We start from the raw sequence: 15,900 nt of genomic DNA on the forward strand, positions 1-15,900 counted from the left end.
TTCTCTTATTTTAATAGGATTACTTATAATCTCCAGTAATTTTTAAATTCCTTTGGGTTCTTTATTCCTTTTATATCGAACATATAGATTTCATCTTTCGATAATTTTTGAAAGTCTTCTGAGGTCATTTTAATGTATTCATTATGCCCTACTGCCAATACAATTATATCATATAAACCCACAGGCTCTTCGATCAACGTGATTGCGTATTCATGAGCCAATTCATTTGCACTTCCATGTGGATCAATAACATGAACATGAATCGAATAATCCATCAATTCCTTCACTAAATCTACCACTTTTGAATTCCGAATATCGGCTACATCTTCTTTGAATGTTATTCCCATTACCAAAACCTTAGATTTTCCGGGGTTTTTATCTTGTTCAATTAAAGCTTGAACAATTCTTTTAGCTATAAAACTTGGTATAAAATCATTAACTCTTCTACCAGCTGCAATTACTTGTGGATCTATCCCTAATTGTTTGGCTTTATGCATTAAATAAAATGGATCAACACTTATACAATGTCCTCCTACCAAACCTGGTTGATATTTATGGAAATTCCATTTTGTCCCTGCTGCTTCAATTACAGCTTTGGTGTCAATTCCCATTTTATCAAAAATAATTGCCAACTCATTCATCAAGGAAATATTGATATCTCGTTGTGTATTTTCGATAACTTTTGCAGCTTCCGCAACTTTTATCGATTCTGCCTTATGTAATCCAGCTTTAATGATAGTACCATATACTTCTGAAATGACTTTCAAAGCTTCATCATCATTCCCTGAAACAATTTTTAATATATTAGTTAAAGTTTTCACTTTATCACCAGGAACTATACGTTCTGGACTATATCCAAATTTAAAATCTATCCCTCCTTTAAATCCTGAAACTTCTTCCAATATGGGAACACAATCTTCTTCAGTACATCCTGGATAAACTGTAGATTCATAAACTACATAATCTCCTTTTTTAAGTGAAGAAGCAACACTTCTGGAGGCACTTAATAATGGATTTAAATTTGGCACTTGATTCTCATCTATATCTGTTGGCACACCTATTATATGAAAATGCGCTTTTTTCAAATCCTCTACATCAGAAGTAAACATGATATCACATCCATCAAAAGCATCAGCTCCTAACTCTTTGGAAGGATCTATTCCTTTTTTCATTAAATCTACACGGGATACATTTATATCAAAACCTATCACTTTGAAATACTTCGCAAATTCTAATGCTAGCGGTAATCCTACATACCCTAAACCTGTTACGGAAATAATTTTTTCCTTATTTATAAATGAATCAATTAGTTTTAACATATTAATCTTATAAAATTTTATTTTTTATTCATTTCTTTTTTACGTCTCTACTCAACCCTAAAGGTTACTCCTGTTTCTATTTTATTCGATTGTGCTTTTTTTTAATCAATTAAATTTTTAGGTTATATATTATGTTCAATCTATTATTAATAATTTCGTATTAGTGTTAACTCAAATTTAAAGCTAGATCGCATAAAAAATTAATTCTAATTTCGCATAGGGTTAATTGAAAACTCTAAAAGGAAAACAGAATGACTAAACTTCTAGTATTTTACCATATCAACTCCTTCAACAATCGCCTGAAGATCAAAAACAAAATAGTAAAAAAAACTACTATGACCACTCCCATAACTAATCCTTTGGCTTTACCAAAACGTTCTTTTGGCAATGGTAAAATAGGACGATCAATCACCTGAATTAAAGGCGTTTCCTTTCTTAATGTTACTTTTGCTAACTCTGACTGCTTAACTAATTCTGTTAAAATAGCAGTATTTGCTTGTACATCGACTTGACTTCGAGCTGCTGGAGTACGACGCACATTAAGAGCCGGATTTAAACTAAAAGTATTATCATTCGCTACAGCAACTCTTGTTATAGAACCGTTTAATTGTCCTCTGATAGAATCAACTTGACGTTCTAAAATAGCCATATTCATTCTTGCTTTTTTACTTTTAGTATCTACATAAAAATCTGAAACTTCTTTAGCTAATGCTTCACAGAAGTATTTTGCAAATAATTCATTTGTAGAAGAAACATCAATATTAATTATAGCTATTTTTTTATCCTTTTGACCTACTACCAAACCAGATTTAGACAAATTAGCATACATAACACCCATTATACTATCTTGAATCCTAGTAAAATCATCACGCTTCGCATTTGGCAAAAATTGAATAGATGAAAATTTTGGATTTTCTTTCCACTTTTTTCTCCAATCATTATTCTGAATATACATCTCTGCTAAAGAAATAACCTTACCATTTACGTTAACAGGGGACAATAATGTTTTCTCAACCATAGACCTAGATTTAAACAATTCTGTTAAGTTAGCACCAGTAAAAATTCCGCCTCCACTAACTCCTAAATCCAGACCGAAAGAACTTGCCAACCCCAAAGCACTTCCTAAACCTCCCCCTCCGCTTTTTTCATCTTCAACTGCGAAAGATAAGGTAGCTGTGTAAACTGGCTTCTTAAAAAACGAATATGTTACTCCTAAAACAGCACCTATTATTCCTGCTAAAACAATAATTTTCCATTGTGATAACAAATAATGATACCATTCTTTGGCCTTAAGTATTAATTCTTTTAACGAAATTTCATCGTTTTCAATCGGTATATTATTATTCTCCATCAAAAAAATAATTTATTTAAAAGCGGTAACTATTAATAAAGCCAGACTTGCCAATACACTTCCAATACTAACCCATTCTCCGGCACTCATCTTTTTCGCTTCGGGCTTTTCTGGAACTACAATCTGCGAATCAGGTGTAACTTTTGGGTAAGACCTAAAAAACAAAAATGAACCTGTAACAGAGGCCTTCCCATTAGGGTAAATAATATAGGCTTTTCTCTTCCAGCCTTTATTATCAACACCACCAACTGCATTGATGTAATATTTAAATCCTTTTCCGCTTCTGTAAGGGATTTCAGAGGTCAACAATACATTTCCTGTAACTTTTACTCCTTCGTTATACACTGATACTTCAATTTCATCACCAGGAAACAACGTAACATTAGAATAATGATTTTTATCTTTAACAATTTTTTCCCAGTTAACTGGAATTGTAGCAAATTTTAGATCATCTCTAAGTTTTTTAGTCAATTTTGAGTTAAGTGAATCTTTATCCTTCAAGTTAGATTCCTTTCCGTCTTCTCCAATTTGTTTTTTATCAAGATTAAGGTCTATACTTTCTAATTGCTTAAGTTGCTCTTCTTTAATAGGTCTTTTTATTTTCATACCATCTAAGTTAGCAATGGATGTCAAACCTCCGGCTCTCATTACAACATTGTAAACAGTCTCTTTTTTATTAGCAATAGCGTACTTACCCGGATAAGTAACGGCACCGCTAACTTTAACCATTTCTGGTTTTTCGTAAACCGCCATCTTACGAATATTGATAACATCAAAGGGCTGTAATACAAAATTTTTAATTTGTTCGTTATTATCTGACGTAATTTGAAGTTCTAACAACTCAATGCGCTTAGGATCAGCATCATCGATTTGATCTGACTTTACCATTCTGGCTACTTCAACTCTTTTTGATGCAGAGCCAGTTAATCCACCCACTTGAATTACTAAGTCATTCAATGTCAAATTCTCAAAATATTCATATTCACCAGGATTTTTGACCTCTCCATCAATAGTCACTTTATATTCTTCTCTAAAATCTAAAATAGAATAGATGGTAACAATATCTTCTCTTTTCAACTCAATATCTGCAGTTACATCTCCTGATAAAGCGGCACTCAAATCTACATTTACAATTTCTGTGGTTAAATCAGATTGCAAACGAATTACTCTTGCTCTCTTACTGTAGGCATCTTCCTTGAGGCCTTCCGCTTTAGCGATTAACTCAGAAACTCGCATGCCTTCTGTAAAAGAATAATAATCTGGCCTAAAGACAGCTCCTTCAATTTTAATACGATTCTCAAATCGATTCAAAATTTTTGTGATTTTAAAAACATCTCCGGATTGAGGCAAATAAGAAGCATACTCACTTTCTTTTATATCATGCACTTTAAACTCCTTACCCGTTTTTTGTAAAACGTTTACAGACGCTGTGTAAGCGAACTCATTAAATCCTGAAGCAAAATTTAGTAAATCCGCAAAAGTTTCACCTTTTTTCATTTCAAAAATCCCAGGTCTTTTCACTTCACCCTCAACTGTAACTCGCTGATTATAAGCTGGAATTCTAATGACATCATTGTCTTTTAATCCAACATTATCAGACTGATCTCCTTTTACTAAAAATCTGTAAACATCAATATTTTTGAAAACACGATTGTTTCTTATCAATTCAATATTTCGATAACTTCCGTCTTTCCCTGGACCACCTGCTAAATGCAAAGCATTATAAACAGTCGCTAAAGATGAAATCGAATAATTGCCCGGTTGTTTTCCTCCAACGACCGTTATTTTTATGGTACGTATTTCACTCAAACTTACGCTTACCTGAGATTGTCCCGACCTCACAGTACTGTATACTTTTGCAATAGCAGCTTTGATTTTTTGTGTGGCAGCTTCGATAGACATTCCAGCAACCGCGATTTGACCAACATTTTGAATGGCAATTTTACCTTCAAAATTAACTGTTACAGTATCATCAAATTGCTGAATACCATAAATACTAACCTCTAATTTATCACCTGGCCCTAAAACATAATTTAATGGAGTTGCCATTTTTAAATCTGGCTCAAAATTTAAAGTAGGGTTATCAAACAGTTGAGAACCAAAAATTAAAGCATTTAAGGAGTCTTTTACTTTTTCATTCTTAATTTTTTCTTGCCTTCTTCCAAACTCAGAATCTTTATCTATATCTTTTGATTTATCGTCTTTCTTTTTATCCTTATCTTTTTTATCCTTATCAATATCTTTTGAGTTTTTTTTCTCATATTCTTTAACTCGAGTTCTTAATTTATCAAATTCTGTCTGACTCATGCCTTTCGATAAAGCCATAGATTCAACATCATCAATTGTAGCATTATTACTTTTTAGTTGAACAACTACTTTAGAAATTTCATCATCTGACAAATAATCTACTTTAATAGTACTTAAATCTTTAGATTTAATAATATCTTGCGAATTAGCATTTGAAGATGCTAGCAGTAACAAAAGAAACGTAAGAACGTAAAATAATTTTTTCATGTTAATTATAATTTAAACCTGGAATTTTGGTTGAATTAAAATTGTTTATTTATGAATATTGTTTTTGATAATAATCTTTGTAAGAACCAGAAGTTACGTTTTTCAGCCACTCTTCATTGGTCAAATACCAGTTTATCGTTTTCTCTAAGCCTTCTTCAAAAGTTACAGAAGGCTTCCAACCCAGTTCTTTATTAATTTTTGAGGCATCGATAGCGTAACGTAAATCATGACCCGGTCTGTCTTTCACGTAAGTAATTAGTTCTTGAGAAGTTCCTTCGGCTCTGCCTAATTTTTGATCCATAATTTGGCATAATAATTTTACCAAATCAATATTTTTCCATTCATTAAAACCTCCAATATTGTACGTTTCGTGATTTTTTCCTTTATGAAAAACCAAGTCGATTGCAATAGCATGATCCTCAACAAATAACCAATCACGAGTGTAATTACCATCCCCATAAACCGGTAAAGGTTTATTATTGATAATATTATTGATGAAAAGCGGAATTAATTTTTCAGGAAAATGATAAGAGCCGTAATTGTTGGAGCAGTTTGTCAATACATAAGGCAACCCGTAGGTCTCGCCGTACGCCCTTACGAAATGATCTGAACTTGCTTTTGAAGCAGAATAAGGAGAATTTGGATCGTAAGAAGTGGTTTCTGTAAAAAGACCTTCTGCTCCCAAAGAACCATAGACTTCATCGGTACTAATGTGATAAAAACGTTTACCCTCAAAATTATCTTTCCATTGATTTTTTGCAGCATTCAATAAATTCATTGTCCCAATAACATTCGTTTTTACAAATGCTAACGGGTCTTCTATAGAACGATCTACATGAGATTCTGCTGCCAAATGCAACACACCATCAAAGTTATGAATTGCAAACAATTCGTTTATAAAAAGCTCATCTACAATATCTCCTTTTATAAAATTATAATTAGGTTGATTTTCGATATCTTTTATATTTTCCAGATTGCCTGCATACGTTAAGGCATCTAAATTGAATATTTGACACTCAGGATACTGATTTACAAAGCGTCTTACTACGTGAGAACCTATAAAACCTGCACCACCTGTGATAAGAATTTTTTTCATTTTAAATTTAAATTAATTTAATAATTCAGAATTTTGACGTTCTAGTTCCGAATATAAATCTTTTACATCTTGCGAATTTTCTTTTTGTAAAATTAAATTGGCATTGGCCGTTGCAACAAAAATTGTGTTTTTCAATCCTAAAAAAGAAGTGTGTGTATCACATCCTATGACCATATTTCCGTTTTTATCTACTGGATGACCGTTAGCAACCAAATAATCATAAACAGATTCGAAAGACCCAAGATCTGACCATGAAAATGAGGCTGGGACTACTTTAATTTTTTTACTTCGCTCCATTACAGCATAATCGATACTGATAGAAGGAATTTCTAAAGATAAATCTAAATCTAACTTACCATTGGCACTATTTTCCCAAGCTTTTTTAGATTTATCATATACATCGAGCTGAAATTGCTTCAGTTCTTCTAGAAGTACTCCAGCTTTAAAACAAAACATTCCACTATTCCATAAAAAATTGCCTTTTGCAATAAACTCTTTTGCAGTCACTTTATTTGGCTTTTCGCGAAAGGAAACCACATTATCACCTTTTGCCTCTATGTAGCCATAACCTGTTTCTGGTTTGGTTGGAACAATTCCGAAAGTTACAATAAAACCTTGATTTGCTTTAGAAATGGCTTCACTGATTGCCTCATTATATTGATCCATTTTTTCAATAATATGATCAGATGGAGTAACAATTAAAACATCATCAGGATTTGATGCAAAAGCAGCAAAAGCAATTGCAGCAGCTGTATTTCTTGGCGTTGATTCTACAATATTGATAAAAGAAGTACTTGATTTATCGAATACTCTTTCACTTAAATGGCAGTTATCATTATTACCCACAACCATAACCCTATCTGCAAGACTTCTGTTGCGATCTACAGTCATCTCAAATAAAGATTTCCCTTCAAATATTTCCAGATATTGCTTCGGTTGACTCTTTCTAGAAAGCGGCCATAATCTGCTACCAACACCTCCTGTTAAAATAACATGTATAATTGCGTTATCCATTTTTATTTTTTTTTAATTATAATCTGTTATCAGCCAGAGAGCCTAAAACTCCTTTGACATCATATAATAAGCTTTTTTCGTTTTGCAAACTTGAAAAATCCAAATCCAGAAACTCCTTATGAGCAACTCCTAAAACAATGGCGTCATATTTAGTGTCGCTTAATACATGAATAGTTTGCAACTTGTATTCTTTTTTAACTTCATCAACATTTGCGAGCGGATCGTAAACTGTTACCGAAATTCCATATTCAGATAATGCTTTTACAACATCTACTATTTTAGTATTTCTTACATCTGGACAATTTTCTTTAAAAGTAATTCCCAACATCAAAAGGTTTGCACCATTGACAGAAATACCTTTTTTGATCATCAATTTTACAATTTGAGAAGCAACATATTCGCCCATACTATCATTCAAACGTCTTCCTGCGAGTATTATTTCTGGATGATACCCAAATTCTTGTGCTCTTTGAGCCAAATAATAAGGATCAACCCCTATACAATGTCCTCCAACCAAACCCGGCTTAAAGGGTAAGAAGTTCCATTTGGTAGCAGCTGCTGTCAACACATCATGTGTATCAATATCCATCAGATTAAATATTTTAGCCAATTCATTTACAAAAGCAATATTGATATCTCTTTGAGAATTTTCAATGACTTTTGCAGCCTCAGCCACCTTAATAGTTGGTGCCAAATGCGTCCCTGCTGTGATAACCGATTTATAAAGGGCATCTACTTTTTGACCGATCTCCGGAGTTGAACCCGATGTAACTTTTAAAATTTTCTCTACAGTATGCTCTTTGTCGCCCGGATTTATTCTTTCTGGGGAATATCCTGCAAAAAAGTCTTCGTTAAACTTTAATCCTGAAACTCTTTCTAAAACGGGAACACACTCCTCTTCTGTAACACCCGGATAAACTGTTGATTCATAGATGACAATATCGCCTTTTTTCAGCACTTTTCCTACTGATTCGCTGGATTTATACAAAGGAGTCAAATCTGGTCGATTATTTTTATCAACTGGAGTTGGAACTGTGATTACAAAATAATTACACTCTGCAATATCTTGAATATTTGAAGAACAATACAATCCGATATTTTCAGAAGGCTCTAAAACAAGAACTTTTTGTAAAGTCTCATCATCTACTTCTAAGGTAGTATCTGTACCCGATTTTAAAGAAGCAACTCTTGACTCATTAATATCAAATCCTATAACACTATATTTTGTAGCAAATAGTCGAGCCAAAGGCAAACCAACATAACCAAGTCCTACGACTGCTATCTTTATGTTTTCGTCTATTTTATTTGATTTTATATCTATTTTGTTCATTACAGTTCACGGCTTCGCCCCTCTGAGTCACATTTATTTGACACAGATACCGCGAATTCCTTTTTGGCAAATATAACATATTAACTCAATTTATTCAATATGGTTTTCCGTACTTCTTCAAAAGATATAAAATTGCAAATACCTATACAGCACCAAGTCTTTACTAATCAGACAGTAGCGCTTTTCTTTAAAAAAGAATAAAGTTTAAAAATCGCACTATTTAGCGAATTTTAAACTTTATTTAACTAATTACTAAGACTTTAAAAAAACAGAACTTTATTTATGTTTTATTTTTAAAACACAACCCAAAGACTCTAAAACTAATATATAATGTGTTTTTGAAATCTCTTGTATTGTTGCTTCTTGATTACTAAAAACACCTGATTCTAATTTGATTTTGTCTCCCACTTTATGTGATTCAACTACAATATCATGGCCATCTGAAACCGCGATACTTTTTTTGATAATATCAATTTCATCATCACGAACAATAGCGGGCGTACCCAACCAAAACAAGTACCTAATTACTCCCGCAATCTGAAAAACAGCATTACGATCAACATCTTCTAACTTTACAAATACATAGGAGTTAAAAAGAGGAACTTCGACCTTCTTTTTTCTGTCCGACCACTGTTTTATCTGGGTAATCATCGGGCAGTAACACTCAATCCCTATTTGATTTAATTTTTCTGCAACTTTTTTTTCCCATTTGGGTTTTGTATAAACCACATACCAACTCATATTCTTTAATATTGAAATAAAATTTCTACTAATACCTATTCCTTATCAATTAAATTTTAATCAATATACTTCTATTTTAAGAACCGATACCTTGGTATACAAAACCAATAGCTTCCATTTCTTTTTTATTTAAAATATTTCTTCCATCAAAAACAAAAGCTGGTTTTTGCATCGAATCATATATTTTTTTCCAGTCGTATGTTTTAAACTCGTCCCACTCTGTAAGTATGGCAACCGCATGAGCATTATTGCAAGCAGCATAAGCATCATCAAAAGCCTGAACCAAGTTTTCGTTTTCGGTAGAAGATCGGGTGGCTAAATAATCCAAATCAGACAGTATTTTGCTTCTGGAAACCTTTGGATCATACACCGAAATTTTTGCCTGTTCATTAATCAAATCATCTGCCACATATATGGCCGCAGACTCACGTGTATCGTTGGTGTCTTTTTTGAAAGCCCATCCTAAAAAAGTAATTTTTTTATCGGCAACAGTATTGTACAATGTCTGAACAATTTTATTAGAAAACCTTCTTTTTTGATGATCATTCATAATAATTACTTGTTCCCAATAATCTGCCACTTCGCTCAGCCCATAGGATTTGGCGATATACACTAAATTTAAAATATCTTTTTGAAAACAAGAACCTCCAAATCCAACAGATGATTTCAGGAATTTAGAACCAATTCGACTATCCATACCGATAGCTCTGGCCACTTCGTTTACATCTGCACCAGTTTTTTCACACAATTCAGACATGGCATTTATAGAGGAAATTCTTTGTGCCAAAAATGCATTTGCTGTAAGCTTTGATAATTCTGATGACCAAACATTGGTGGTTAGGATTTTATCTTTCTCTACCCAACTTGAATATACTTCTACCAAAGCATTAATCGCTTTTTCTCCCTCCGGTGTGGTATCGCCACCTATTAAAATTCGATCCGGATCTAATAAATCTGTTACAGCGGTACCTTCTGCCAAAAACTCCGGGTTTGATAAAATCTGAAACTGAACACCATTTCCTGTATTGTCTAAAATACTTTTTATGGCTTCAGCTGTACGAACCGGCAAAGTCGATTTCTCGACCACAATTTTGTTCTCTTTGGCAATTTTAGCAATTTGTCTGGCACATAACTCAATATATTTTAAGTCAGCGGCCATACCCTTTCCTTTTCCGTATGTTTTTGTTGGTGTATTTACCGAGATAAAAATCACTTGAGCTTCATCAATAGCTTTTTCGACATTGGTAGAAAAGAAAAGATTGCGTCCTCTTGCCGCAGCGACAATTTCAGAAAGGCCTGGCTCGTATATCGGGATATTATCTGTATTGGGATCATTCCAAGCATTGATTCTGTCTACATTCAAATCAACAACTGTCACCTGAATATGCGGGCATTTTTGAGCTATAACAGCCATAGTTGGACCTCCAACATAACCTGCACCAATGCAGCAAATTTTTGTAATTTTCATTTAATTAAAATTTTCTTCTTGTAGTTTATTTCAAATTGTTCCAATACCAAGTCACCGCTTCTTTTAAACCTTCTTGTAATGAATATTTAGGATCATACCCCAGCAAAGTCTTTGCTTTTTGAATACTTGCTAATGAATGCGGAATGTCTCCAGCTCTTTTGGCTCCATAAACAACTTCGACATCGGCAATTTTTGGATCCAGCTCTGATAAGTATTGTTTTAAATATTTCACTAAATCATTTAGCGTATTTCGATCTCCAAATGCTGTATTATAAACCGTATTCATTGCTTCAGGATTTTGACTTGTAAGCGCCAAATAATTCATTTGAATAACATTGTCGATATAAGTAAAATCGCGTGAATAATTCCCGTCTCCATTAATTACGGGACTTTCGTAATGCATCAATTGAGTAACAAACTTAGGAATTACCGCAGCGTAGGCTCCTTTTGGATCTTGTTTCCTCCCAAAAACATTAAAATAACGCAAACCAATCGTTTCTAATCCATACGTTTTACTGAAAATCTCAGCATACATTTCGTTTACATATTTTGTAATAGCGTAAGGCGATAAAGGTTTACCTATAACCTCTTCTACTTTTGGCAATCCTTCAGAATCTCCGTAAGTTGATGAACTAGCGGCATACACAAAACGTTTTATTCTGGCATCACGAGCCGCCACCAACATATTCAAAAACCCGGAAACATTGACATCATTTGTGGTGATTGGATCGTTTATAGATCTTGGCACAGATCCCAAAGCAGCTTGATGTAACACATAATCGACACCTTGTACTGCCAAATTACAATCTTCGATATTACGAATATCTCCTTCAATCAACTTATAATTTTGATTACTTAAAAAGTCGTTAATGTTATGTTTATGCCCTGTCGAAAAATTATCCAAACCAACCACTTTCCAACCAGATGCTAAAAAATATTCCGTTAGATTTGAGCCAATAAAACCAGCGCCGCCAGTGATTAAAACTGTATTTTGAATAGTTTTTTCCATTAGGCGCAGCTTATTTTCTTTTAAATTTTGAGAAAAATTCTTTTATAAAATTCTCTTTTTCGGGTTCGTCATGATAGCTGTAGGCTCCATACCCATAACCGTAGCCATAAGCAGCACCATATTTTGCTTTATTCTCGTAACCATTCAAAACAATACTTATATTGTTGAGTTCTCCTCTCTTTACACGTGTATTCAACAACGTGATCATGTCTTTTTTGGTATAATTCTGTCTTACAATATAAAGTGTTACATCGCTATATTGAGCTAACTCCAAAGCATCAGAAACCAATCCTACTGGAGGCGTATCTAAAATGATATAATCGTATTTCTGCTTCAGCTCATTTATCAATTCACCCATAGCATCTGACAAGATAAGCTCTGAAGGATTAGGCGGGATAGGCCCTGAAAGGATAACATCAAGATTTGGGACTTCAGTTTTACTCGTGATTTCCTCTAATGTTTTTTGCTTAATCAGATAATTTACAACACCAACATGGTTCGTAAGATTAAATTCGTCCGCCAATCTTGGTTTTCTCAAATCCAGACCCACAATAACCGTTTTTTTATCGCTTAAAGCAAAAACAGTAGCAATGTTGATGGAACAAAAAGTTTTTCCTTCTCCACTAATTGAGGACGTTATCATCAAAGTTTTTGCGCCACTGAGCTGCTGCTTTTTATACAAAAATTGCAGCGAAGAGCGAATTGTTCTAAAAGATTCTGAAAGCGCTGATTTTGGCTGATCAAACACTGCCAAACTCAAAAAACCTTTATTAACACCTACAACTCCCAACAAAGGAATTTTAGTCAATTTACTAATATCATCTGTATTCTGAATCGAATTATTTACAAAGAAAATTCCCAAAACAAACAATAACGGAAGCAAAAGTCCCAAAAATAGCGCCAACACATAATTGACAGAAGTTTTAGGCCCAATTAAACCTCCTCCAATATCTTTTGCAGGATCGATAAAATGAATATCTGATAAATTGGATGCTTTTACAATTTCAGCTTCATTACGTTTCTGAAGAAATTCACTGTAAATATTATCATTTAAATCGTATTTTCTTTTGATTTTTAGCAATTCCTGTTGCTCTTCCGGAAGTTTTCTAATCGTGTTTTCGGCCTGCCCTATTTTAGCATTAATCATGTTCAAATCATACAACAGGGAGGATTTGGCTGATAAAATATTCTCTAATAAAACATTCTTGACAGCCATCATCTGATTATCAAAATCCTTAAAAATCTTATCACTTTTTACCGCATACGCCATTTCTGATCGTTGTGTCGAAAGGCTAATCAGTTTTGCAACATTAACCACAATATTAGGATCATCAATTCCCGCCACAGATGGCGCCGGTAATTTAGAGTAATCAACACTACTGTTTAAATATGATTTTAAGGAATTGTAATACGCTACTTTTCTGCTTATCAAATCTTTTTCGGTATCAAAATCACCTATTTTATCCGAAAATTTGACCCCTCCACCTTCTATATCATAAATGTTTTTTCCTTGTCTAAAAGATTTCAGCTCATTACCAGTTTCTTTCAGCTGAGATTCCATTGCCACAAGTGTACTGTCAATAAAACTGATGGTATTGTTTGCAAACTGGTTTTTCCCGTCAAGCTGAATTTTGATCAGCATTTTTACAGTCGCATTCAAATAGGCTACCATTCTGGCTTTGTTGGTTCCCTGCATACTCAAAGTAAGGATAGACCCACCCTTATCATCAGAGTTTACATTTACACCTTTGTAACGGGAAACAGTTCCATCAAAATCATTAAATTTTACAAAATATTCGTTGCCTTTGTAATTTCCCGGAGCTTCATTAATCTGCAATTTCCAATTTAGAAAAGGCAACGAAACTTGTTCTCCAACTTTATAGCGCTTTGTAATTTCGCCTGGTTGAACAGCAGTATTGCTATAAGAATTTGTAGCGTAATTAATTAATGAAACAGAATTATTCTCAAAAGGAATTTGAATTTCGTATTGATTTTCAGTTAAAAATTTAATTTTAATAAGCGTATTAACCAGTTGCCCTTTTGACTTATCGATATCTACATAAAAAGGAACAGCGCCGTAAGAATCTATAAAATTGTATTTCCCTTTTTCAAGATAATCAATATAAAACTGTAGCTTACTTACTACCAACTCGTTATGAGATCGAGATTGTAATATGGTAGAAATTCCGTTTACCTGATCAGAAATACCTCCCCAATTGAATACCAAACTTGTATTGGAGGTAAAAAATGGATTGCTCTCTTCTTTGATCGAAATTAAAGTTTGCATCGAGTAAATTTTTTCTTTACGAATATTTACCTGATAGGCAACTGCAAAAGCAATTATCAAACTTATCAAGAACAACTTCCAGTAGCTGGCAATTTTGAACAAAAAACCTTTAAAATCAAAGTTGGATTGATTCTCAAAAATCGAAAAATCTTTTATATCTAACATCTTTTAAACTTCGTATTAATTTTTTAGGATCAAATAAACAGTGGTTGCCAGCGATAATAAAGTAATAACTGTACCTATAGATTGTATCCCTGTCTGACCCGTTCCCCAAGTTTTTTGCTTCAATGGTTTTATATAAATATAATCATTAGGCTGCAAATAATAATAAGGAGATTTCATTACATTCACATCTGTCAAATCGATATCATGCATCTGTACACCTGTTGGTGTCTGACGAATTATCGTAACTGCTTTTCTATTTCCTACGGTAGTAATATCTCCAGCATTTGCAATAGCCTCCATCACATTTACGTGTTCCTGAAACAGTGTTTTGGTTCCTGTACTGGCGACTTCTCCGTTTATAGTATATCTAAAACCTGCTAGTTTTACGGTTACAAAAATATTAGCTTCACTTTTAAAATATTCTTCTAATAATTTTTTCTCAATATTAAGGCGAACCTCTTCAAGAGTATAACCAATAACATTAATTTCGCCTAAAATTGGCATTCTGATATTGCCATGATCGTCTACTGTAAAACCATTAAAATACAAACTCGACTCGCTTTTTCCTGCGGCAGATTGCTCAGAAGCATTGGTAGAAAAGATAGCCACTAATTTGGGATCAATCGCTTTTATATCGATACTCAAAACATCGTTTGCCTGCAACCTGTAAGGCTTAGATTCTACAGCCGTTATGTTATTTTGTTCGCCCGAAGAATTTTTATCCTGCAAATAATGCAAATCCTTTACAGGGATACAAGAAGTAAAAAACAAACTTATGAATACTACTATATAAAAGGCTTTTCTGGTCATTACTAAAAATTTGTTCACAAATATCGTTTTTACATTAAACATCTGAAAATGCATAATTATTTGATCTGGGATTAATTATTTTTAAATGTTTTTTCGAATGGTACTCTGTGCAAAATACTTCTGCCAAGGGTAACTTCGTCGGCATATTCCAGTTCATCCCCTACGGAGATTCCCCTCGCTATTGTTGAAATTACAATTTCTGATCCTGCAATTTGCTTATAAATATAAAAATTGGTCGTATCGCCTTCCATTGTTGAGCTTAGTGCAAAAATAATTTCGACAACAGTTCCTGATTTTACTTTTTCGACCAAAGTCGGAATATTCAACTGACTAGGCCCCACGCCTTCTATTGGCGAAATTTTTCCGCCTAAAACATGGTAAATTCCTTTGTACTGACCTGTATTTTCGATGGCCATTACATCGCGAATATCTTCGACCACACAAATCGTCTGGTGGTTTCTAACTTGATTGGCACAAATTTCGCAAATTTTTGTGTCTGAAATATTATGGCAATTTTCGCAAAATTTAATATCCTCACGCATGTTCAAAAGTGCCTGAGACAAAAAACCCGTTTGTTCTTTGGGTTGTTTTAATAAATGCAGCACCAATCGCAATGCGGTGCGTTTACCAATTCCGGGTAATTGCGACATTTCGTTGACTGCTTTTTCTATTAATTTTGATGAAAATTCCATGACGACAAAAATAACACTTTTAATGGTTTACTTGACTTAGACAACTGTAAAATTACTGTTTCCGATAAGCTCTAAATAACCTCGTAAACCAGCTTTTCTAGCCC

At 33.5% G+C, this 15,900-nt stretch carries 12 protein-coding genes; all 12 read right to left on the reverse strand.

What is annotated here, in order from left to right; all coding sequences use genetic code 11:
* Positions 1 to 23: 23 nt before the first annotated feature.
* The 12 genes from LNP22_RS02025 to recR all read right to left on the reverse strand — a co-directional run bounded on the left by LNP22_RS02025 (position 24) and on the right by recR (position 15,796).
* The gene (locus tag LNP22_RS02025) at positions 24 to 1,319 is read right to left on the reverse strand and encodes a nucleotide sugar dehydrogenase (protein ID WP_229975081.1); all 1,296 of its coding nucleotides are present in this window, start codon (positions 1,317 to 1,319) and stop codon (positions 24 to 26) included.
* A 271-nt stretch (positions 1,320 to 1,590) separates the two neighbouring features.
* Positions 1,591 to 2,670 carry a Wzz/FepE/Etk N-terminal domain-containing protein gene (locus LNP22_RS02030; protein WP_229975082.1) on the reverse strand — a complete coding sequence of 360 codons (1,080 nt, stop codon included), beginning with the start codon at positions 2,668 to 2,670 and terminating at the stop codon, positions 1,591 to 1,593.
* 12 nt (positions 2,671 to 2,682) lie between these two features.
* Complete coding sequence (locus tag LNP22_RS02035; RefSeq protein ID WP_229975083.1) at positions 2,683 to 5,184, reverse strand: SLBB domain-containing protein; 2,502 nt, start codon at positions 5,182 to 5,184, stop codon at positions 2,683 to 2,685.
* Between the two features lie 49 nt (positions 5,185 to 5,233).
* Positions 5,234 to 6,280, reverse strand: a complete 1,047-nt coding sequence (gene rfbB, locus LNP22_RS02040) for a dTDP-glucose 4,6-dehydratase (RefSeq protein WP_229975084.1) — start codon at positions 6,278 to 6,280, stop codon at positions 5,234 to 5,236.
* 12 nt (positions 6,281 to 6,292) lie between these two features.
* On the reverse strand, positions 6,293 to 7,294 hold the full coding sequence (locus LNP22_RS02045) for a mannose-1-phosphate guanylyltransferase (RefSeq protein ID WP_229975085.1): 1,002 nt from the start codon (positions 7,292 to 7,294) through the stop codon (positions 6,293 to 6,295).
* A 16-nt stretch (positions 7,295 to 7,310) separates the two neighbouring features.
* Complete coding sequence (locus LNP22_RS02050; protein ID WP_229975086.1) at positions 7,311 to 8,624, reverse strand: nucleotide sugar dehydrogenase; 1,314 nt, start codon at positions 8,622 to 8,624, stop codon at positions 7,311 to 7,313.
* Positions 8,625 to 8,900: 276 nt separating this feature from the next.
* Positions 8,901 to 9,365, reverse strand: coding sequence for a UpxY family transcription antiterminator (locus LNP22_RS02055; protein WP_229975087.1), 465 nt, complete (start codon positions 9,363 to 9,365; stop codon positions 8,901 to 8,903).
* A 76-nt stretch (positions 9,366 to 9,441) separates the two neighbouring features.
* The gene (locus LNP22_RS02060) at positions 9,442 to 10,833 is read right to left on the reverse strand and encodes a UDP-glucose 6-dehydrogenase (RefSeq protein ID WP_229975088.1); all 1,392 of its coding nucleotides are present in this window, start codon (positions 10,831 to 10,833) and stop codon (positions 9,442 to 9,444) included.
* Between the two features lie 25 nt (positions 10,834 to 10,858).
* Positions 10,859 to 11,842 (reverse strand): SDR family oxidoreductase, encoded by a 984-nt coding sequence (locus tag LNP22_RS02065; RefSeq protein WP_229975089.1) that lies wholly within the window; start codon positions 11,840 to 11,842, stop codon positions 10,859 to 10,861.
* Between the two features lie 10 nt (positions 11,843 to 11,852).
* Positions 11,853 to 14,294 (reverse strand): polysaccharide biosynthesis tyrosine autokinase, encoded by a 2,442-nt coding sequence (locus tag LNP22_RS02070; RefSeq protein ID WP_229975090.1) that lies wholly within the window; start codon positions 14,292 to 14,294, stop codon positions 11,853 to 11,855.
* A 15-nt stretch (positions 14,295 to 14,309) separates the two neighbouring features.
* Positions 14,310 to 15,104 (reverse strand): polysaccharide biosynthesis/export family protein, encoded by a 795-nt coding sequence (locus tag LNP22_RS02075; RefSeq protein WP_229976347.1) that lies wholly within the window; start codon positions 15,102 to 15,104, stop codon positions 14,310 to 14,312.
* Between the two features lie 71 nt (positions 15,105 to 15,175).
* A complete protein-coding gene (recR, locus tag LNP22_RS02080) occupies positions 15,176 to 15,796 on the reverse strand; it encodes a recombination mediator RecR (protein WP_229975091.1) in 621 nt (206 codons plus the stop codon).
* Between the last annotated feature and the right edge of the window lie 104 nt (positions 15,797 to 15,900).

Source organism: Flavobacterium flavipigmentatum (assembly GCF_020911905.1).
GTDB classification, from domain to species: Bacteria; Bacteroidota; Bacteroidia; order Flavobacteriales; family Flavobacteriaceae; genus Flavobacterium; species Flavobacterium flavipigmentatum.